The 20010-nt window shown below is 35.6% G+C and carries 21 protein-coding genes and 1 pseudogene; 17 read left to right on the top strand and 5 right to left on the bottom strand.

The features are described 5' to 3' along the window. Positions 1-48: 48 nt before the first annotated feature. Positions 49-1179, bottom strand: coding sequence for a vWA domain-containing protein (locus AC0L3Q_RS08410; protein ID WP_473286159.1), 1131 nt, complete (start codon positions 1177-1179; stop codon positions 49-51). A 443-nt stretch (positions 1180-1622) separates the two neighbouring features. Here AC0L3Q_RS08410 and AC0L3Q_RS08405 point away from each other — a divergent pair, with 443 nt between their 5' ends. After that, positions 1623-2702, top strand: a complete 1080-nt coding sequence (locus AC0L3Q_RS08405; RefSeq protein ID WP_473286158.1) for a serine hydrolase — start codon at positions 1623-1625, stop codon at positions 2700-2702. 271 nt (positions 2703-2973) lie between these two features. Next, positions 2974-3333 carry a hypothetical protein gene (locus AC0L3Q_RS08400; protein ID WP_473286157.1) on the top strand — a complete coding sequence of 120 codons (360 nt, stop codon included), beginning with the start codon at positions 2974-2976 and terminating at the stop codon, positions 3331-3333. Here the strand turns inward: AC0L3Q_RS08400 and AC0L3Q_RS08395 are convergent. After that, positions 3330-3572 (bottom strand): hypothetical protein, encoded by a 243-nt coding sequence (locus AC0L3Q_RS08395; RefSeq protein ID WP_473286156.1) that lies wholly within the window; start codon positions 3570-3572, stop codon positions 3330-3332. The two genes, AC0L3Q_RS08400 and AC0L3Q_RS08395, sit on opposite strands and share 4 nt — an antisense overlap. Before the next feature lie 111 nt (positions 3573-3683). On the opposite strand from AC0L3Q_RS08395, the gene AC0L3Q_RS08390 reads away from it, so the two are divergent. Beyond that, positions 3684-4457 (top strand): MBL fold metallo-hydrolase, encoded by a 774-nt coding sequence (locus tag AC0L3Q_RS08390; protein ID WP_473286155.1) that lies wholly within the window; start codon positions 3684-3686, stop codon positions 4455-4457. Positions 4458-4475: 18 nt separating this feature from the next. Then, a pseudogene (locus AC0L3Q_RS08385) lies at positions 4476-7665 on the top strand (WD40/YVTN/BNR-like repeat-containing protein). A 54-nt stretch (positions 7666-7719) separates the two neighbouring features. Here AC0L3Q_RS08385 and AC0L3Q_RS08380 read toward each other — a convergent pair. Then, positions 7720-8415: a hypothetical protein gene (locus tag AC0L3Q_RS08380; protein WP_473286154.1), complete on the bottom strand. Its 696-nt coding sequence runs from the start codon at positions 8413-8415 to the stop codon at positions 7720-7722. A 260-nt stretch (positions 8416-8675) separates the two neighbouring features. Here AC0L3Q_RS08380 and AC0L3Q_RS08375 point away from each other — a divergent pair, with 260 nt between their 5' ends. Together AC0L3Q_RS08375 and AC0L3Q_RS08370 are read left to right on the top strand one after the other, a co-directional pair. Continuing rightward, a complete protein-coding gene (locus tag AC0L3Q_RS08375; RefSeq protein WP_473286153.1) occupies positions 8676-9359 on the top strand; it encodes a DUF2490 domain-containing protein in 684 nt (227 codons plus the stop codon). Next, entirely contained in the window at positions 9359-9928 is a 570-nt protein-coding gene (locus AC0L3Q_RS08370) for a cysteine hydrolase family protein (protein ID WP_473286152.1), read from the top strand. The genes AC0L3Q_RS08375 and AC0L3Q_RS08370 overlap by 1 nt, the downstream gene beginning before the upstream one ends. Before the next feature lie 2 nt (positions 9929-9930). Here the strand turns inward: AC0L3Q_RS08370 and AC0L3Q_RS08365 are convergent, their stop codons facing one another. Beyond that, positions 9931-10734: a helix-turn-helix domain-containing protein gene (locus AC0L3Q_RS08365; RefSeq protein WP_473286151.1), complete on the bottom strand. Its 804-nt coding sequence runs from the start codon at positions 10732-10734 to the stop codon at positions 9931-9933. Between the two features lie 449 nt (positions 10735-11183). Between AC0L3Q_RS08365 and AC0L3Q_RS08360 the strand changes: the two genes are divergently transcribed. Together AC0L3Q_RS08360 and AC0L3Q_RS08355 are read left to right on the top strand one after the other, a co-directional pair. Next, positions 11184-11759 carry a type II toxin-antitoxin system RatA family toxin gene (locus AC0L3Q_RS08360; RefSeq protein ID WP_473286150.1) on the top strand — a complete coding sequence of 192 codons (576 nt, stop codon included), beginning with the start codon at positions 11184-11186 and terminating at the stop codon, positions 11757-11759. Next, on the top strand, positions 11756-12295 hold the full coding sequence (locus AC0L3Q_RS08355) for a hypothetical protein (protein WP_473286149.1): 540 nt from the start codon (positions 11756-11758) through the stop codon (positions 12293-12295). Before AC0L3Q_RS08360 ends, AC0L3Q_RS08355 begins: the two co-directional genes overlap by 4 nt. Positions 12296-12401: 106 nt before the next feature. On the opposite strand, the gene AC0L3Q_RS08350 is transcribed toward AC0L3Q_RS08355, so the two are convergent. Beyond that, positions 12402-13526 carry an alpha/beta hydrolase family protein gene (locus AC0L3Q_RS08350; RefSeq protein WP_473286148.1) on the bottom strand — a complete coding sequence of 375 codons (1125 nt, stop codon included), beginning with the start codon at positions 13524-13526 and terminating at the stop codon, positions 12402-12404. Positions 13527-13602: 76 nt separating this feature from the next. On the opposite strand from AC0L3Q_RS08350, the gene AC0L3Q_RS08345 reads away from it, so the two are divergent. From AC0L3Q_RS08345 to AC0L3Q_RS08305, 9 genes are all read left to right on the top strand, one after another. Then, positions 13603-14817, top strand: coding sequence for a bifunctional alpha/beta hydrolase/OsmC family protein (locus AC0L3Q_RS08345; protein ID WP_473286147.1), 1215 nt, complete (start codon positions 13603-13605; stop codon positions 14815-14817). Positions 14818-14896: 79 nt separating this feature from the next. Next, entirely contained in the window at positions 14897-15202 is a 306-nt protein-coding gene (locus tag AC0L3Q_RS08340; RefSeq protein ID WP_473286146.1) for a Crp/Fnr family transcriptional regulator, read from the top strand. 57 nt (positions 15203-15259) lie between these two features. After that, complete coding sequence (locus AC0L3Q_RS08335; protein WP_473286145.1) at positions 15260-15466, top strand: hypothetical protein; 207 nt, start codon at positions 15260-15262, stop codon at positions 15464-15466. A gap of 57 nt (positions 15467-15523) precedes the next feature. Next, positions 15524-16528 (top strand): NAD-dependent epimerase/dehydratase family protein, encoded by a 1005-nt coding sequence (locus AC0L3Q_RS08330; protein WP_473286144.1) that lies wholly within the window; start codon positions 15524-15526, stop codon positions 16526-16528. A gap of 113 nt (positions 16529-16641) precedes the next feature. After that, on the top strand, positions 16642-17700 hold the full coding sequence (locus tag AC0L3Q_RS08325; protein WP_473286143.1) for a helix-turn-helix domain-containing protein: 1059 nt from the start codon (positions 16642-16644) through the stop codon (positions 17698-17700). 74 nt (positions 17701-17774) lie between these two features. After that, the gene (locus AC0L3Q_RS08320) at positions 17775-18128 is read left to right on the top strand and encodes a hypothetical protein (RefSeq protein WP_073314819.1); all 354 of its coding nucleotides are present in this window, start codon (positions 17775-17777) and stop codon (positions 18126-18128) included. A gap of 36 nt (positions 18129-18164) precedes the next feature. Continuing rightward, entirely contained in the window at positions 18165-18635 is a 471-nt protein-coding gene (locus AC0L3Q_RS08315) for a YHS domain-containing (seleno)protein (protein WP_473286142.1), read from the top strand. Between the two features lie 28 nt (positions 18636-18663). Next, positions 18664-19017, top strand: a complete 354-nt coding sequence (locus AC0L3Q_RS08310; protein WP_473286141.1) for a hypothetical protein — start codon at positions 18664-18666, stop codon at positions 19015-19017. Positions 19018-19145: 128 nt separating this feature from the next. Further along, positions 19146-19982 (top strand): M23 family metallopeptidase, encoded by an 837-nt coding sequence (locus tag AC0L3Q_RS08305; RefSeq protein ID WP_473286140.1) that lies wholly within the window; start codon positions 19146-19148, stop codon positions 19980-19982. Positions 19983-20010: the final 28 nt, after the last annotated feature.

The following is a 20010-nucleotide window of genomic DNA, read 5'->3' as shown; positions in this document are numbered from 1 at the left end:
GTATGTTCTCTAAAAACAATATTTTTTTGAGTGTTCAAACTCAGTTGGTTATCCTTTTATTCTTTTTCTTCTGTTGGTTTCATAATCTTCAAAAATCATTTCTCCCAGGCCTTTTAACCCAGTGTAGAAAGCTTTCCCCTGATTGGCATAGGTAAACTCCCTTACAAACTGCATCAAATAAGGATCTTGTGCAATCATGAATGTGGTTATAGGAATATGTAATCTTCTTGCTTGTTGGGCCATCATATAACATTTGTTAATGATTCTTCTATCCAGACCATTACTATTCTTATAATACTCCCCACTGGGTAATCGCAAACAGCTTGGTTTACCATCGGTAATCATAAAAATTTGCTTATTGGTATTCCGTTTTCTACGCAACATATCCATCGCCAACTGCAAACCGGCAACTGTATTAGTGTGATAAGGTCCTACCTGCAAATACGGTAAATCTTTTATCGCTATTGGCCATGCATCGTTACCAAACACCAAAATATCGAGAGTATCTTTTGGATATCTGGTGGTGATTAACTCTGCCAAAGCCATAGCCACTTTTTTGGCAGGAGTAATCCGATCTTCACCATATAGAATCATACTATGACTAATATCGATCATCAGCACCGTACTCATTTGCGCTTTAAATCGCGTTTCTTCGATAACAAGGTCTTCTTCTGTAAGATTCAAATCTCCAATCCCATGATTGATTTGAGCATTTTTTAGTGTCTCAGTCATCGAGATTCTTTCTATCGAATCTCCATATTGATAGTTACGAAACTCTCCTGCATGTTCATCTCCACGTCCCACATAATTGGTTCGATGATTCCCGGCTCCACTCCGCTTCAATTTACCAAAGATCTGATCTAATGCTCGTTTCCGTATAGCCTGTTCGGTCTTTGCCGTGATCTCCATCTTACCGCTTCCGTCCGGTCTGATTTCTTCTCGGATATACCCTTTCTTTTTAAGATCTTCCACGAAATCATCTAAGGTATAATTTTCATCGGTGAGTTGATACTCCTTGTCTAGTTCTCGCATCCAATCCAGGGCTTCATCCAAATCTCCAGAGGTATGTGTGATAATCTCCTGAAAAATATCAAAAAGCTTATCAAAGGGAGACTGTTCTGGCGCTTCATACTTCTTGAAGGTGAAACCTTTTTTGAACAATTTTCTTTTCTTTTCCATTATATAAAGTTAGCATATTTTACAAAAGATTGGTCCCCAATTCGACGATAAGAAATAAGAATTAACATTTGTTTTGGAGAATAGCAATGTCTTAACTGTTTATCATATTGACCTCAAAGTTCTAACACTAACTTTTTTTGAACTTAAAACTCAAAAATCAAATAGCTCTGAATTCATTATATATTTACTCACCTATTCCTCTCTATTTAAAGATGAAGAAATTGGTTCTATTCATTTGGTTACTCTCATTTACTGTATATTTATATACTCTATGAATAGACGTAAAAAAACTATTAATTAACAAACGATAAAATGCCTTTTGCAATAGAGGCGATAACTATTATGAAGCAGATAAAGAACTTTACGCCAAAAAAAACCTATTAAAGCTTTTTCTACTTCTTGTTTTTCCTCTTTGCTTATTGTCTTGTTCAAAAGAATCTCCTTTGGATACTATTTTGTATTCTGATCATGCAATTATTAATAAAGTCATTTCGAATGTTGAAGATCATGAAGTACAAGTCATCTACTCACAAATTCACCGAGATGAAAAAGGCAATATTACTTTTGAAGATCACCAATATAACGTAAACGACAGTGTATATTTTTATCCTGCCAGCACCGTAAAATTACCTGTGGCATTATTAGCCCTGGAGAAGTTAAATGAGCTACAAAAACAAGGGGTACCTATTGATTTACACACCTATTTCAAAACCCAAAACGACACCCTGTATTCAAACTTGGAAAGAGAAATAGAAAAAATCTTTGGGGTAAGTAGTAACCTAGCTTATAATCGATTGTTCGAATTCTTGGGGCAAGACGATATTAACAAAAGACTGGCAGACAAAAATATTCCTGAAAGCATTTCGCATCGACTATCTGCCTTTTTTTCCCATAACCCAAAGACACAATCCATTGTTTTTAAACAACATCTTAATGATAGCATCCCGGTTTATGTGCAAAACACTATAGAAAATAAAATACCTCCAAAATTAACATTACAACGAACCCAAAAAGGTATTGGTTACATTTATAACGATTCTCTGATGCAAAAACCTAAAGATTTTTCAGAGAAAAATTACCTGCCACTATCTTCATTGCATGGGATCATGAAACGAATACATTTTCCAGAACTATTTCCCGAGAATCAACAATTTCGTCTCACAAAATCAGACAGTGAATTTGTTACCCAAACGATGAAAAGAACACCCGCCGATCTTGGTTTTGATAAGAATAAATACTATGATGCATATGGCAAGTTTTTTATGTTTGGAGATAGTAAAAAAGATATTCCTCAGCATATTCAGATACATAATAAAGTTGGCTATGCTTACGGATATCTTACAGATTGCGCCTATATCGTGGATACAAAAAACAATGTTGAATTTTTGTTGTCCGCAACGATTCATGTAAATCAGAATAGAATTTTTAATGATGATCAATATGAATATGAGGAAATAGGAATTCCTTTTTTGGCAGAATTAGGAAGGCAAATCTATGATTACGAATTAAATAGAAAACGATAGCGCACCAATATCCACCAATAACTTTCGTTTATTTTTCTTGTTTATTTACTAAACAAAACTGTTAAAAACGACGAATTTTAAGAAATATTACGGTTTTTTTAACAAAACAATACCACTAAAAGCTTGAGGTATGGGTTAACTTTATAGTACCCTTATTTTAGATTATTGTTAAAGCATTAGCAAATACGCCCTATGAAAACAAACGTAAACCAAGTGTAATTGCATTTTTTGCTCCTACAAGCAAGGTATGTAATTCGAAAATATTTCGCTTATGAAACATTACATACTCTTTCTTTTTTTGTGCTCCTCACTTTTAGTACCTCCACGGTTATATGCAAATATTGAATGTTTATTAAACATTGAACAAGTTCAAAATCCTCGTGATAGAGAAATTCCTAAAGAAGAAGAAAAACGACGTGGTTTGGACCTTTTAGCCAGTGAAATCATCGAAGGTATTGATGAAATTGATATCCGTAAAACCGCTAGGTCTTCTATTTTTGAAACCTCTTATGGTTTCCGATGGAAAATGGTAAATCTTCATACCAGCAAAAGAATAATTATCAAAGTGGATAAAGATTTCAAATTGATATCAGCTAGATATAGCGACAATTCTAAAATTATGAGGCCTTAGAGATATTTAGAAAGTATTCCCTTTATTTCTTTATAGCTTTCTTGATATTCCCAATAAATAATACGGTCATGGGTATATTTGGTTAAGATGTATTTTTCACTAACAGATAAAATTCGATCTATAGCTACGAGTTTTTTTGAAGCTTCTTTTACTTCTACTTCTTCTATGATTTCCTTATTTCTTGCATCAAAACCATGTACAATCATATGATTTTTTAAGGTAAGCTCTATGAATTTCATGTGTGATATTTTTTGATGTGTTAAATGTAGTGAATTCACCTTAACACCCCTTTAAGAATTTGACATTTTCATTTTAGTACCTTTAGGGCACATAACTCAATCCTGTTTGTAGTGTTTAGAACGGTTCTTATCCTATTTACTTTTTTGATATGTTCTTTAGGGTTATCCCAAGATAAAATTACCATTACCTATATGGGTAATATGGGAGTGCATCTGGCAGGAAAAAACATTTCGGTTTTGATAGATGGTTTACATACCAAATATGGCGAAGATTATCTGTACCCAAATGCTGAGCTAATCAAAAAAATTCATACCCATTATACACCAAATGCCCTTCTTTTCACGCATCATCATGGTGACCATTTTAGTACAGCCCTTTCTTCCAATTATTTAAAATCGAATTCAAAAGCAGTGGTTTTTGGAGCACAACAAATTACAGATAGTCTAAAAACATTTAAAGATCAAAGTTTTACCATAACAACATCCGATTATATCAAGCAAACCATTGAACTGGGCGGCTTAAAAGTAACTGGAATGAAAGTGGATCATGCTGGTAAACGACATCGCTCAATACAAAACGTTGGTTTTATTGTAGAACTTGATCATCAAAAGATATTGCATCTGGGAGACACTAGTTGGCTAGAGGAAATTAAACTTTTTGATCAACTACAGTTGGTTCAAGAACAAATCGATATTGCAATACTTCCCTATTGGATGTTATTAGAAGAGGATGCATCCTCCTTACTCAAAAAATACATCAACCCAAAACATACTATTGCTACACATATTTCACCCCGAATAAAAGAAAAGGAACTTTCTTCCTTAAAAGGAAAATATCCTGACGTATATTTTTTAACTCGTTTAGGCCAACAAATTCATCTATAATTAACTCGTTTTCATCTCATGAAAAAAATTCTATTTCTAATTTTATTTTATTCCCTCTCTTATCTCACTGCGCAAGATTTTAATATCGACCTTATAAAAGATCTTACTCCACGAAATATTGGACCTGGAGGGATGAGCGGTCGTGTAACCGCTATCGATGTTGTCAACTCAAATCCAGACATCATCTATGCCGGAACCGCATCTGGTGGTTTGTGGAAATCTACATCTGGAGGGATCAAATGGGATCCCATATTTGATAATGAAGCAACCGCATCAATTGGGGCTGTGGCAGTTCAACAATCGAATCCCTCTGTAATCTGGGTAGGTACCGGAGAAGGAAACCCAAGAAATAGTTTGAATGGAGGTTATGGAATTTACAAATCTCTCGACGGCGGAAAGCATTGGAAACTTATGGGTCTCGAAAAAACACGTCATATCCATAGAGTGATTATCGACCCTACAGATCCAGATACGGTGTATGCCGCTGCTATTGGTTCTCCTTGGGGAGAACATCCTGATCGTGGTATTTTTAAGACCACAGATGGAGGAATTACCTGGAAAAAAGTTCTTTTTACCAATAATAAAACGGGAGCTGCCGATTTGGTAATGGACCCAAAAAACCCAAATAAGCTTATTGCTGCTCTTTGGGAACATAAAAGGGACCCTTGGTTTTTTAAATCCGGAGGACAAGGTTCTGGATTGTATATTACTCACGACGGAGGAAAAACGTGGGAGCAAAAAACAGATAAAGATGGATTACCAGAAGGTAATCTAGGTAGAATCGGATTAGCAATTGCTCCAAACAAACCAGATATTATCTACGCACTAATCGAGGCTAAAAAAATGCATTGTACAAATCCGAAGATGGAGGATTTAACTGGAAAATGGTGAACAACAAAAAAGATATAGGAAACCGTCCTTTTTACTATTCTGACATATACGTTGATCCACAAAATGAAAATCGTGTTTATTCTATTTTTACCTATGTAAATGTTTCTGAAGATGGAGGTAAAAACTTCACGCAACTTATGCCTGCATATAGAGCCAACAATGGTGTACACCCGGATCATCACGCCTGGTGGATCCATCCGCAAAATGGGAATTTTATGATTGATGGTAATGATGGAGGACTAAACATTACCAAAGATGGCGGAAAAACGTGGCGATTTATTGGGAATCTTCCGGTAGCTCAATTCTATCATATCAATGTTGATAACGAGTTCCCTTATAACGTATATGGTGGAATGCAAGATAATGGTAGCTGGCGAGGACCTGCCTACGTATGGAGAGATCAGGGAATCAGAAATTCGTATTGGCAGGAAATATCCTTTGGAGATGGGTTCGACGTCGTACCAGATAAAGATGATTCACAATACGGATGGTCCATGAGCCAACAGGGTTTTGTCGTACGATACGATTGGAAAACAGGAAATAATTATATCGTAAGACCAATACATCCCGATCCAAAAGTAAAGCTCCGTTTTAACTGGAACTCTGGGATCAATATCGATCCTTTCAATAATAGCACGCTTTACTTTGGTAGTCAATTTGTTCATAAAAGTACTGACAAAGGCCTTACATGGGAAGTGATTTCTCCTGATCTTACTACCAATGATCCAGAAAAACAAAAGCAATCCGAAAGTGGGGGTCTTACCATGGATGCAACAGGTGCAGAAAACCATTGTACTATTTTGGTTGTAGAACCTTCTACTCTGGAACAAGGTATGCTTTGGGTAGGTACCGACGATGGTCGTGTACATATTACTCAAGATGGTGGAAGCAGCTGGACGGATGTATCCAAAAACATCAAAGGGTTACCCCAAGGAAGCTGGATTGCCCAAATCAAAGCTTCAAACAAAAAGAAAGGCGAAGCACTTTTGATTGCCAATGATTATAGAAGATACAATTATACTCCGTATGCATATCGCACAACAGACTACGGAAAGACCTGGAATCGCATTGTAGATCAAAACGATGTGACCAGTTATGCGCTAAGTATTGTAGAAGATCCTATCGAACGAAATCTATTGTTTTTAGGGACCGATGATGGACTCTATATTTCCTTAAATGCAGGTGCTAAATGGACAAAATGGACCGCTGGTTTCCCTACAGTTTCTGTAAAGGACTTGGTTATACAAACCAGAGAAGATGATTTGGTAATCGGTACTTTTGGTAGAGCGGCTTGGGTACTAGACAATATCAAACCTTTACGAGCTTTGGCAAAAGACAAATCCATTTTGAATAAGAAACTGCATGTTTTTGATCCTCCTATTGGATATCAGGCTGCCTACCAACAACCTACAGGAACACGTTTTGGAGGTGATGCGTTATACAGTGCTGAAAACAGAAAAGAAGGTGCTTTAATCTCTTATTATGTGCAAGCACAGAAAATGGAGAAGAAAAAAATAAGGAAGATGATGCCGATAACGAAAATGAAGAAGCCATTGTAAAGTGGGACTCTATACAGCTGAAAGTATATAATAACAATGAACTCATCAGAACCCTGAAACAAAAGGCACCAGATTCTACAGGTTTTTATAAAATGGTATGGGATATGACCGAAAAAGGAGTTCAAAATCCAACCCGAAAAATTGTAAAACCTAAAGTAGAACCTGCAGGAGTCGAAGTAAAACCTGGCACATACAAAGTAGTTATGGAGTATGGAGATCAAAAGTCTGAAACTACTATCCAGGTAAAGTCTGACCCAAGGTTGACCATATCTCAAAAAAATATCAATGAGGTATATGCAGCTTCAAAAGAAATTCAGAAAATGAGGGAAACGGTACTTAATGCTTTGCAACAACTCATAGAAAGCAAAGATGTAACGGCTGAATTTCAAAAGAAACTTAAAAAAGAGGATAAAGAGAAGTATAAAGATCAAATTAAGTTATCCAAAGAAGTTTCTAAAAAAGTAGATAGTGTTATGGCTTATTACATTGGTAAAGAAGATAAAAGACAAGGTATCACCCGAAATCCAGAGGTAACAGTGATGCAGCGCTTAAACTCAGCTACATTTTATGTGGGTTCAAGGCAAACCGGATTAACCTCAACAGAAAACACCTTATTGAAACAAGCTAAAGATGCTTTGAAAGAAGCATTGGAAAAGACGAATACATTTTTTGATCAAGATTGGAAAACCTATAAAGAGACTATAGAAACATTAGACATTTCTCCTTTTAAAGAAACCAAAAAGTTCTCAATAGAGTAAAGAGAAACTACAAATATCCTGAAAAGCGTGCTTTTCAGGATATTTTGTTTAGGTTTAATTTTTTACATGCCTCATATTTCTTACAGCTCGATGTCCTTTTTTTCTTCCAAAACCGTACATTCCACTAATCACTAAATCAAACGTCCAATGATCATTGGATTGTGGCCAGGGATGATCTACAGAAACTTCAATCGGGATGGTCACCACAGGATATACATTAATCCCCACTTTACGCCATGCTGAAGAGGTAGGTTGCCTTTCCAGACTAAGCGGATTTCTAATAGTAACTTTACTATCCCTCATTAACCTGGATCTAGTACCACCAGCTGCAAAGCCAAAGGTTGCTTGTACAGATGGACCATTGTATTGAACTCTACAAGTCAATTGAATATTTACTTGCTCTATCCCAGAGATTGGATTTGTTTTACGGTATTTGAATATTGTCCTTGCTCTTGGTCGTACCGTTTTTAATTGACTTCTGATTTTGCTAGGAATTCCTGAAGCCGTAACTCCAATTGGTCCATTGGGCATGACTACATTTAAGTCCCCCTTGGTAAAAGTGGTCATCGCGCTGGACAAGATGTTAAATGTAAGTCCTGCTACCGCGGCACCTGCAGAAACGCCTGCTGCCGATTCGTATCGATCATCTTCATCTTCATAATGATCATAATACCCTAAATCGTCTTCAAAATAATACTCATCAAAATTTTCAGGATGAGTATCATATCCATTATGCTGTATATTTTCCATAGTATTAATTTATCAGCTGTTAAACATCATCTCTTACCCAAAGTTATCTCTACCTAAGATTTTAAAACAGAGGGAAACCACCTAATCAAAAAGGGTAAACAACTGTTTTTGAGACACTTTAGTTATCCATTGAAAAAGCTTGAATCATCATTTTTAGGATTTAACAGATTTTTAACCTCTTAAAAAGTCCTATAATATTTTATATTATCTGAAATTTACGAGCTAAATTCTAGCATATCTTTACATCTAAATCGCACATAATGAAGAAAATTATTTTATCTGTTCTCTGTTGTTTTTTTATGGCTCACTGTTTTTCTCAAGAAACTGGAGAAGACGAATGGGGAGCATGGTATATGTATTTTGGGACCAATAGAGTAAGCGATAAGTTAAGTATTCATTCTGAAGCGCAATTCCGATTTTATGAAATAGCATCGACTTTTAATCAACTGTTGCTGCGTACAGGTCTTAATTATCATATCAATGAAAATGCAATAGCCACTTTGGGATATGGATACATCAATACTGATGGTAGTTTTGAAGATATTCCTGGTGAAGAAAACAGCAACGAGCACCGAATTTTCCAACAATTTATTTTAAAAAATAAAGTAGGTAAATTCAAGTTTGAGCATCGCTACCGTTTGGAACAGCGATTTATAAGTACACAAGTAGATGATTTTACTGAACATAGAGCGCGATATCGTTTACAACTTACTTATCCAATTGATGATAAGTGGTTTTTGAATGTGTATGACGAGGTGTTCATTAATCTCCAGGAGCCTATTTTTGGGCAAAATCGTTTATATGGTGCTGTTGGGTATAATGTAAAAGACAACTTAAGCATCCAGTTTGGGTATTTGAAAAATCATTTCACCGGAATTAATTTTGATCGTTTACAGTTAGGAGTGTTTTTTAATACCGACTTTAGAAAAAAACAAGATCAATAATGGGAAGTTTTAAAGCAAAAAAACCAGCACTTTTATTAGTAGATATTCAGAAAGGGTTTGAAGATATTCCGTATTGGGGAGGAGAACGTAACAATCCAAATGCAGAGAAAAACATAGAGACGCTTCTTTCTGTATGGAGAGATCAAGAATTACCTGTTTTTCATATCAAACACTGTTCTACAAATCCCAACTCTCCCCTATCCAAAAACAATCCGGGGAATGCTTTTATGGAGTTTAATACTCCCAAACCCAACGAACCCATTATCGAAAAAGAAGTTAACAGTGCTTTTATCGGTACTGACCTTAAAACACAACTAGAACAAAATAACATCGATACGGTTGTCATCGTAGGATTAACCACAGATCACTGTGTTTCTACCACAACCAGAATGGCGGGTAATTTTGGATTTGAAACTTATCTTATTGATGATGCAGTAGCTACTTTTAATAAAACAGGTGCCAACAGTGAGTTGTATAGCGCTCAATTGATCCATGATACCGCCATTGCAAGCCTAAAAGATGAATTTGCGACAATTTTGTCTACCACTGAACTATTGAATAAACTTTAGGCTTAGGAGATCTGATAGGATTGATATTGAGCAGGTGTCATTCCTGTTATCTTCTTAAAAGCCCTATAAAAGCTAGTTTTACTGCTAAAGCCACACTCTTCACCTACTGCCTGAACAGATATTTTTTCCAGTGCACCCGATGCTAAGAGCTCCTTTGCTTTCTCAACTCTATAATGATTGATTATTGTATAGAAATTAGTGTTCATTCTTTCGCTTAATACCTGCGAAATATGATGTGAAGGTATTTGTAATCCATCCGCCAAATCGGCAACTTTAAGATTAGGATCCAAATAGTTTTCTTCTTTTACCAAAAAGTTATGGATTTTTTTCTCAATCAGTACTGCCTGCTGTTGAGATACGGGAGATGTTTTATATTTCTTTCCTTCTAATACCGGTAACACCTGCTTTATGTCTACAATCCAATATCCTAAAAGAAGTACGGTAATTGCCATCAAACCTGCCAAAACAATCTCTGCAGTAATTGCTGAAGCTCCCGTAAGTAAAAAACCTGCTTGTAACAAAATCTCGGTAAAAGCCAAAATCGCCATAAGGATACTGAATCTCTTCAACAGTATGCTATTGGTTTTATCTCTTTTTTGTATCAACATAAAAGCGGCTACTGCATAAACTAACAACAACACTAAATGCAAACTGGCCTGAAACCAATCTGAAAGCGCTACTACTCCATTAGGTAAAAGATCGTAATAATAGGTGATAATTTCTTGTTTTTCTGCAGCACTGTAAAAGTACTTGGGAGCAAAAAAATCAACATCATCAAAAAAGGCAGAAAGTGCAGGAAATTCCATCTTTTAAAACTAAAAGAAGACTCCCCGTAATGCTTTATAAAAAGAAAAAAACAAGGGCCTACCAAAAACAATAATGGATATCCCAATCCAAACAAATGAGGCCATACTTTGATCAATTGTGTGGTAAACAAAAGATAAGTAAACAAATGTTGTATAAGTCCAAGTAAAGTAATCGCCAAAAAAATCGGGAATGTTTTAAGGTAACACTTTTGAGTACTACCAACAAGATAAAACAACCGATCAAAATAACCCCTCCTAACAAAAAGGTGATGATAAAAGCAGATGACTCAATACTATTCATAGTATAAAAATAGTACACCTTAATTAAATAGAAAACCCTTGGTTGAGAGAAAGAACCAAAAATGAGTTTCAATTAATTGAGAGCACCCCATTTACCGAATATCCAGCAGTTTTCTGAACTAATTTTATGGCAACAAAAAGCAAAAGTTATGATACGTAAAATTTTAAAAGTACTAGCACTTTTCTTGGTATTAGATATAGTGTTATTGTTAGGTTACGGATTTATCCAGTACCCTAAAGCAAAAGGAGAACAACATTTTACCGCAGAACGAATAATTCATGCTCCAAAAGATAAAGTATGGAATATCATTGCAGATGTAGGTAATTATCACGAGGTAACTGCTCCCAATATTCATCATGTAGAAATTACCGAGGGGCAAGGACTTGGCATGAAAAGGGTATGCAGTGCACCAGATGGTAGTAGTTGGGAAGAGACCTGTACCGTTTGGGAACCCGGTAAAGAATTTCAATTTAAGGTCCATACAGAACGAGAAGATTATCCATTTCCATTAAAATCATTATCGGGACTATGGAGAGTAGAAACGGTAAGCCCTTTTCAAACTCGATTAGTATTGGATTTTACTTACGAATTCAAAAACCCTTTTTTGAGCGGATATTTCTTATCCATGGGCACCAAGCAAGCAAAAGAAGACACCGAATATCTTCTTGATAACTGGCAACATCTTGCAGAAAACAACAAACAAATTTCAACAACCCAATTATGAAATCAGTACTAAAGCTCTTGACAATTTTGTTTTTAAGCACTGCCAGTGCCCAACAAAAGATTCCAGATTGGTTTGTTGAAAACATGAAAGCTTCTACGGGAACCTGGATTACCGACAATACATCTTACCAAAATCAAAATGAACCCTTTGATCAATATGGTATGCACTGGGACTGGGGTGTTGGTAAACAAAGTATCACTGGAAAGTTATACGGATTGATTAATGGGAAAAAACAGGGGGTTTTGTGGGAGTTCAGACAATACTGGGATTATGGTAAAAATCGAGGAGTCATCGTTCAGTATGGAGCAGATGGCACCGTGGGAAAAGGTCCTTTGACATTAAAAAAGGATCAAATCTCAGAATTAATCCAGGAATTTGTAGCACCTAATGGAAAAAAGACAATTCATGGACACCGATCAACGCTCAAAGATGGTGAATTGATTACCACTTCTTTTGATATTGACAGTCAAGGTGCCTGGCAAAAAAGACGGACCTACACCTGGAATCATATTGAAAATCAAAACAGCATGAACTAGATAATTCTTGGATTTGACACATAAAACCAAAGGTTATTATTATTTTTCATCGGGCATGGATGATTTCTATAAGCACAAGTCATTCATGCCTAAATGATAAGAAGAATTAATTATGCTGGCGTAACCAATCCATGATATATCGGGTTTGATTATCAATGGCATGTCCCTGATCGGTAATTCGATATTCAAAATTCTCTTTTTGCTTTAGTTTAGCAATCACCTTATGTGCATGAGAAACAGGCACTATTTTATCATTTTCGCCATGAATTAACAATAAAGCATTGGGATATTTTTCTACAAAATAAATTGGAGAACTCTTGATCATTTTAGCTCGTATCTCCATAATGGATTTTTTATGACTTAGGAACTGGTACTTATACTGTTTGGTATAACGATTATACATTTCTTCAGAAAAGAAGTTCGTTGGTGCCGCTATAGATATCACCGCATTAATCCCGGGATCTCGAATCCCCATCAAAAGCGCTACTGTTCCCCCTCTACTCGTGCCACTAACAACAACTCTGTTATTGTCTATTCCTTTAAACTCGTTCTTGGCTAACGCTAGAAGTCGTAATGCATCATCTGTAGCGCCATCAAAAGCATCGCCAAAAAAACCGTCAGAGCAATACCGGCGACCGTTTGCTACCAGAGCTTGCCCTCGGTAAGAGGGCACTAAAATAAAGTAGTCCTTAAGACGCATAAACACCTTTCCCAAACCTCTCAAATCTACAGTGGGATTAGATTGATCCAAACCGTTTGCCCAAACCAATAGAGGATATTTTTTGTTCTCATCATAATCTTTGGGCAATACAATAGCTCCGTAATGTTTTGCCCCTTGTACTGTATGTCGAACTACCAACAAATTTCGGTTATAAAAATATCCACTTTTATTAACCGTTTGATAGGTATCACTCTCTTCGGAAAAATTCTTCCAGGATAAGAGAATATTTTGCAATTCGGTACTATCAGTAGGAGTATATAGCACATCCAGATCTATCTCTTTATTGAGATCTATATTCTGATAAGAAATCCGATCCTTACATTTACAATAGTCCTTGCGCAAATACAGGATCAGAGCAATCAAAAGTATGCTGCCGAGTGTTACTGTTATTTTTGTTTTTAAGCTCAAAATTGTTCCGTTGGGTAATTCCTTATAATTTAATAAATTATCCAGTGCAAAATCTTGAGTTTTATCAAAACTTATCCCCCACAAATCAACAAAAGCTCTCATTTCTTTAACATACTTTTAATACCAATAAAATTTATTTTACACCAAAAAATTCGACATTACTATAAAAATAACACCAATGAGTTTATCCAAAGTCTCCTTTATCAATTCTGAAGGCCAAAAACTTTCTGGTCGACTAGAGTTACCTGCCGATCAACACCCCCATAATTTTGCGTTATTCGCTCACTGTTTTACCTGTAATAAAAATCTGAGTGCTGTACGAAATATTAGTCGAGGACTTACTTCGCAAGGTTTTGGAGTTTTGCGCTTTGATTTTACTGGATTAGGAGAAAGTGAAGGTGATTTTGAAGACACTAATTTCTCGGGCAATGTAGAAGACCTTGTAGCTGCAGCTAATTTTTTGAAAGAAGAGTACCAAGCCCCTACGGTCTTAATTGGGCACTCTTTGGGTGGAGCTGCTGCCATATTTGCAGCTTCTGAATTGGACTCGATCAAAGCAGTAGTCACTGTGGGTGCTCCTTCTAACCCTAAGCATGTTACTCATTTGCTAAAAAGCAATCTTGAAGAGATAGAGGCCAATGGTAAAGCGGTAGTTAACCTTAGCGGTCGAGATTTTACGATCAAAAAACAATTTATAGATGACCTGCAAACCAAATCGCTCCCTGAAGTCGCCAAAAATTTGAATAAAGCGCTCTTGGTCATGCACTCCCCTCAGGATCTTACCGTAGAAATTAAAAACGCCGAAGAAATTTATATTGCCGCAAGACATCCTAAAAGTTTTGTGTCACTAGACGGAGCAGATCACTTATTGATGCGAAAAGAAGACTCGGTTTATGTCGGAAAAGTGATTGCGGGTTGGGCTTCTAGATACGTAGATATTCCAGAAATGCCCAAAATTAACAGCCAACATCAGGTCGTAGCAAGTTTGGACGATAGTGAAGGATATACCACCCAGATGAAAGTAGGAAATCATTACATGGTTGCTGATGAGCCCGAAAGTGTTGGTGGAAAAGATTTTGGTCCTTCTCCCTATGAGTTAGTTTCAGCAGGTCTATCGGCTTGTACAGCAATGACCATAAAAATGTACGTTGCAAGAAAAGGTTGGAAGCTAGAAAATGTAGAAGTACATACCAGTTATGGTAAAACTCATGCTATTGATTGTGAGAATTGCGAAGATCCAAATGCTATAATAGATACTTTCGAAAGAGAAATCAAATTAGAAGGAGAACTCGACGAAAAACAAATCAAACGTATTCTGCAAATCGCAGACAAGTGTCCTGTACATAAAACGTTACATAGCGAAACTCAGGTCATCACTAAGTTAATATCATAGTGTAGGACTCGAGCCATCCTTTTTGTTTAAGATCGATACTAAAATCTAACTAATGTAAAATGTTTGTAGAACAGCACATATGGATCAACTAATCTCTTTTTTTGAACAAAAAATCCAATTATCAGAGAAAGAGATTGCTCTACTCGAACAAGTGTTTGCCTATGTAGAGCTCCCCAAAAAATCTATCATCATCCAAGAGGGAAAAACCGAATCCTATTTGTACTTCGTGGTAGAAGGAATTCTAAAAGGATATAAAAATAAAAACGGAAAAATAATTGTAGAGCATCTCGTAGGAAATACTACTTTTTTTACAGCATTAGACAGTTTTATGAATGGCACTCCATCTGAAGATTGTTTTGAGAGCATTACAGATTGCAAATTATAAAGAATTTCTAAAACCAACTTTGATCTCCTGAAACAATCCGATACCAAATGGAATCAATTGGCTGAAGCCATTATCAACGAGAGTCTTCGCTGTAAAATGGAGCGTGTGTATGATTTTCAAACTCTAACGGCCAAAGAGCGTTATCTTAAGTTTATCAAACAAACTCCTGAACTAGCATTACAGGTATCTGTAGAAAATATTGCCTCCTTTCTAGGTATAGAACCTCAGTCCTTGAGTAGGATCCGGAAACAAATTACTTTCTAACAAATGTTATTTTTGATTCCTTTTTAAGTTTCGAGATTTGCTCAAACATCAAAATGTATGAGCAACGAAATTTCACTGGTTACTGGGGCAAATGGGCACCTTGGCAACAATCTGGTTAGATTACTACTATCAAAAAATAAAAAGGTCCGCGTTACAGTAAGAAACATCAACAACCTTACTCCCTTTGAAGGACTTGATTGCGAAGTTGTACATGCCGATATTACAGACAAAAACTCTTTGAGAACAGCTTTTACAAGTGTTACAAACGTTTATGCTGTAGCAGCTAATTTTAACATGTGGGCCAAGCACCCCAAAAAAGAAATTTATGACACCAATATCCAAGGTACACAAAATGTATTTGACATTGCCAAAGAATGCGGTATCAAAAATATCGTTTATGTCAGTTCTGTAGCTGCATTGGATTTCACCAAGCTTCCAGCCAGCCCAGAAAATGGATATAACAAAGATCGGAGAAATTGGTATTACAATTCAAAAAACGACTCGGATCAACTTGCGCTTTCGTTAGGAAAGAAATATGGAATCCGAACAGTCCTTATTTTACCTTCAGCAATGATAGGAAGTATTGCTCATAAACTAAGTTATTCTAATCATCTGGTATTTCAAATATTACATAAAGAAATCCCCATTGACACTAACATAACTCTTAACTGGATAGACGTAAAAGATGTAGCCCTTGGCGCATATCAAGCGATGCGAAAAGGTAAGGACGGCGAACGATATATCTTAGCCAATGAAAAGCACACTAGTTTATATGAAAGTGTAGCCATAGCTTCCGAGCAATATCCTAATCTAGAGATTAAAACTCCAATAAAAGTCCCTAGATTTTTACTTTATATAATAGCAACAATTATGGAATTATGGTCATATCTATCTGGAAGAGAGCCTTTATTACAACGTCATTATTTGGATATGTTTTATGGTTTGAAACAAGACTATAACATCCAAAAGTCAAGGGTCGAATTGGGGTTTTCTCCTAAATCATCAAAGCAAGCATTGATAGAAGCTTTAGCATATTTAAAAAACAACTGGAAACAACAGTGATCAAGCTTCAGAAGAAGATCCAATCTGAAACCCAAATAACGTTTGAACAACGATATCAATTTTTACAAAATATTTATCTTTGAAAGATCTCTTCAATTAGATAAAGCAACTGAATGCAAAAGGTAGAAAAATTTACTCCTGAAATTAATAAGATATACTTTATAGAAAGGCATACTCTTATTCATATCTTATATGGAGAAGGGAGCATTCAAGTTGATTTCAAAAATTATTTTGATTGGAAAGAGAAAGCTATTTTCCTGGAAAAAGGGCAATACATTAAATTCTTATCTGATGATTTCTTGGTAAGAAGAATTGAATTCGGTAATGAAGATAAGTTTTATAATAACGACGTTCGCGTTTTGTTTAAACACCTCATCTCTTTAGGGTATATCGATTTATTAGAATGTGATGAGTGCAATACTTTTTTATCCAAATCTGTATTAACCGATAATTCTGCGGATATCATTGACATTTCATCCAAACAATGGTACTGGCAAAATCCTTTTAAAGCCAATAAGGAAGAATATCATGTCATTTTTGATGTAAAAGAGGTGATCGATGATGAATATTCTAATAACTTAACGAGTACCGATTTGGTAAACCTAATTAATGATCGCGGTTATAACGCGCAGTCTCTGGTTAAAAATAAAATCGGTTTATCCATCAAAAACTTAATGAGTGCCAAGAGATTACAAGAAAGTCTCAAAGAAGTGGCTTTTACGGATAAAAACATCCAAGAGATTTCTTACGAATTAGGGTTTAAAGATGATGCCTATTTTAATCGTGTATTTAAAAACTCTACTGGGCAAACTCCCAAACAGTTTAGAGAAAACTTTGATTTCAAAAACAGAGATCTGTTTACACAGGATATCATCGAGCTTCTCAAAAAGTATCATACACAAGAAAGATCTTTGGGATTCTATGCAGATAAAATGAACCTTTCTATAAAATCCTTATCCAAAAAAGTACAATCCAAAATGAACACTTCTTTTGGGCAGTTGATTCGATTAGAATTGATCAATACAGCCAAGCTCATGCTAATCGAAGATCAGTCTATATCAGCTATAGCAGCGCAATTAGGGTTTGAAGAGCCCAATCACTTTTCCAGGTTTTTTAAACATTATTCGGGTACTACACCCACAGATTTCAAATTAAAAAAGTACAATTCTTAGTCCTTTTTTTGTAGCAACAAACCCTTGATTCTGATTCATCTTTGCAGTGTATTAATTCACTAAAAAATAAAAAGATGAATATTAAAGAACAAGTAACAAAAATGGATGCAATAGTAAGTCAAGGAGCTATTGTAGACGCAGTAAAAGAATTCTTCGCAGACAATGCTATTACCTCGGACTATGGTGATGGTAAAACCAGCAACAAGGCAGAAATGGTTGCCAAAATGGAAGGTTTTGCAGGATCTATCGCCAATGTAAATGGCATTCAACATCATCATTCTATCGTAGACGGAAACGTATCCGCTTCAGAATTTACTTTCGATTTTGATATGAAAGACGGAAGCAAGATCTACTGGCATGAAATCATCCGTAGAATATGGAATAATGAAGGACAAGTAATCCAGGAAGAATACTTCAACGCAGAATAACAAACAAAAAATCACAAACATTAAAAAAATAAAAAAATGAAAACTTTAAAATTAGTATTAGTAATCGCAGCATTTTCACTGACCACAACAATTTCGGCTCAAGATAAAATGGCCAATAATATTGACAATAGTAATATTGCACTTCAAGGATATAGTGCAGTATCATACTTAGATCTTGGACTAGCACAAAGAGGAAATAAGAATTACAAGTCAGAATACAACAAAATAGCATACTACTTTACCTCTGCAGAGCAAAAAGCAACTTTCGAAAAAAACCCTGCAAAATATGTTCCTCAATACGGTGGATACTGTGCTTTTGGAGTATATGCCGGAGCAAAGTTTAGAGTAGATCCTAATAAATTTATCGTGAAAGATGGTAAATACTACTTATACCTAAACAATGTAGAGTTGGATGCTAAACAACTGTGGTTGGCAGAGAAGAATCACGGAAAATTAAAAGGTGTTGCTGATAAGAATTGGAATAAACTGAGCAAAACCCACAACTAGTATTAACCCCCATATAAAAACAATAATTATGAAATTTGTAACCAAAAGAATACATGCGTTTTTAGACTACCCAGTAGCTATAGCATTGATTGTATTACCCTTCATATTGGGATTAGGAAGCTCTAACCCGATAGCATTGCAACTATCGGTAGCTATAGGAATTGCAGCCTTTGTATTGACACTATTAACGGATCATCACTTAGGAGTGTTTAGAGTATTATCGTATCGTTTTCACCTTATTGTAGATTTTGCAGTTGCTGTGTTATTCATTTTAGCACCTACTATTTTCGGATTCAAAGGAATTGATTCCTACTATTATTGGGTGAATGGTATAGCAGTACTGACCGTTGTAAGTCTGCATAAACCTGAAGTAGCCGTGTAATATATACTGATGTTATTTTACTTATATACAAAAGCGATTTGAACTTACTTTCAAATCGCTTTTTTTATGTTTCTCCTTCAATAGAACGAGGCATTGTAACAAAATCAAATTTTTCTGATCTTTATAGTATGTACAGAATCATACTTTTATTTTTTATCCCCATACAATTTGTATTTGGTTTCAACACCGATAATTTGCTTTATAGTGTTTCGAAAGATTCAGTAAAAAAAGACATTAGCTTAAAAACGATTAAATTTGAAAAAGGCACTGCAGTCAGAGCCTTTAATCACACCTATGCTCCTCTTCTTTTTTATATCAAACTGAGAGCAACAGATAGTCTGGTGAAAGAAATGGTGCTCCCTCCCAAAGACAGCTTAGTAGTTATACAATGGAAAGAAAAAGATCGAACAATCGCTACAAAAGAGTTCAATAAAACATATCGAGCTGGGTATTACATTGGGGATCCTACAAATACAAAACCTAATACCAATTATTTATACCGATTACCTTTTAAGAAAAATAAAAAATATCGGGTATCACAGGGTTTTAATGGTAAGTTTTCGCATACTAAGACAGCATCAAAATATGCAATAGATTTTCAGTTAGAAATCGGAGAACCCGTTTATGCAGCCAGAGAAGGATTAGTAGTAAAAGTGCAAAGTAAGTTCAAAGAATCCGGAGGCAAAGCGTTTTTATACAAAGCCAATAGAATTATCATCCTACATGATGATGGAACCACAGCCTCTTACGTACATTTGGATTACGATGGTGTTCTTGTAAAGGAAGGAGATCAGGTTACTAAAGGGCAGCATATTGGTTTTTCAGGACTCACAGGATATACCAGAGGCCCTCATCTTCATTTTGTAGTGAGAAAAGAAAGAGATATTGCGATCCCCATTTTCTTTGAAGGATATGCTGGTAAAGAACTAAAACAAGGAAGAAAATACAGTGTTAAAAAGCTTTAAAATAAGTATTAAAACAAAAAAGGGAAAG

This window comes from Aquimarina sp. KJ22-3, from assembly GCF_055808215.1.
Note: the sequence above shows the minus strand (reverse complement) of the source record. Positions and strands in the feature narration are given on the sequence as shown.

Coding starts and splice junctions, on each gene's coding strand:
- AC0L3Q_RS08410 (WP_473286159.1), bottom strand. CDS start 1,179: ATGGAAAAGAAAAGAAAATTGTTCAAAAAAGGTTTCACCTTCAAGAAG.
- AC0L3Q_RS08400 (WP_473286157.1), top strand. CDS start 2,974: ATGAAACATTACATACTCTTTCTTTTTTTGTGCTCCTCACTTTTAGTA.
- AC0L3Q_RS08395 (WP_473286156.1), bottom strand. CDS start 3,572: ATGAAATTCATAGAGCTTACCTTAAAAAATCATATGATTGTACATGGT.
- AC0L3Q_RS08380 (WP_473286154.1), bottom strand. CDS start 8,415: ATGGAAAATATACAGCATAATGGATATGATACTCATCCTGAAAATTTT.
- AC0L3Q_RS08375 (WP_473286153.1), top strand. CDS start 8,676: ATGAAGAAAATTATTTTATCTGTTCTCTGTTGTTTTTTTATGGCTCAC.
- AC0L3Q_RS08370 (WP_473286152.1), top strand. CDS start 9,359: ATGGGAAGTTTTAAAGCAAAAAAACCAGCACTTTTATTAGTAGATATT.
- AC0L3Q_RS08365 (WP_473286151.1), bottom strand. CDS start 10,734: ATGGAATTTCCTGCACTTTCTGCCTTTTTTGATGATGTTGATTTTTTT.
- AC0L3Q_RS08360 (WP_473286150.1), top strand. CDS start 11,184: ATGATACGTAAAATTTTAAAAGTACTAGCACTTTTCTTGGTATTAGAT.
- AC0L3Q_RS08355 (WP_473286149.1), top strand. CDS start 11,756: ATGAAATCAGTACTAAAGCTCTTGACAATTTTGTTTTTAAGCACTGCC.
- AC0L3Q_RS08350 (WP_473286148.1), bottom strand. CDS start 13,526: ATGAGAGCTTTTGTTGATTTGTGGGGGATAAGTTTTGATAAAACTCAA.
- AC0L3Q_RS08345 (WP_473286147.1), top strand. CDS start 13,603: ATGAGTTTATCCAAAGTCTCCTTTATCAATTCTGAAGGCCAAAAACTT.
- AC0L3Q_RS08340 (WP_473286146.1), top strand. CDS start 14,897: ATGGATCAACTAATCTCTTTTTTTGAACAAAAAATCCAATTATCAGAG.
- AC0L3Q_RS08330 (WP_473286144.1), top strand. CDS start 15,524: ATGAGCAACGAAATTTCACTGGTTACTGGGGCAAATGGGCACCTTGGC.
- AC0L3Q_RS08325 (WP_473286143.1), top strand. CDS start 16,642: ATGCAAAAGGTAGAAAAATTTACTCCTGAAATTAATAAGATATACTTT.
- AC0L3Q_RS08320 (WP_073314819.1), top strand. CDS start 17,775: ATGAATATTAAAGAACAAGTAACAAAAATGGATGCAATAGTAAGTCAA.
- AC0L3Q_RS08315 (WP_473286142.1), top strand. CDS start 18,165: ATGAAAACTTTAAAATTAGTATTAGTAATCGCAGCATTTTCACTGACC.
- AC0L3Q_RS08310 (WP_473286141.1), top strand. CDS start 18,664: ATGAAATTTGTAACCAAAAGAATACATGCGTTTTTAGACTACCCAGTA.
- AC0L3Q_RS08305 (WP_473286140.1), top strand. CDS start 19,146: ATGTACAGAATCATACTTTTATTTTTTATCCCCATACAATTTGTATTT.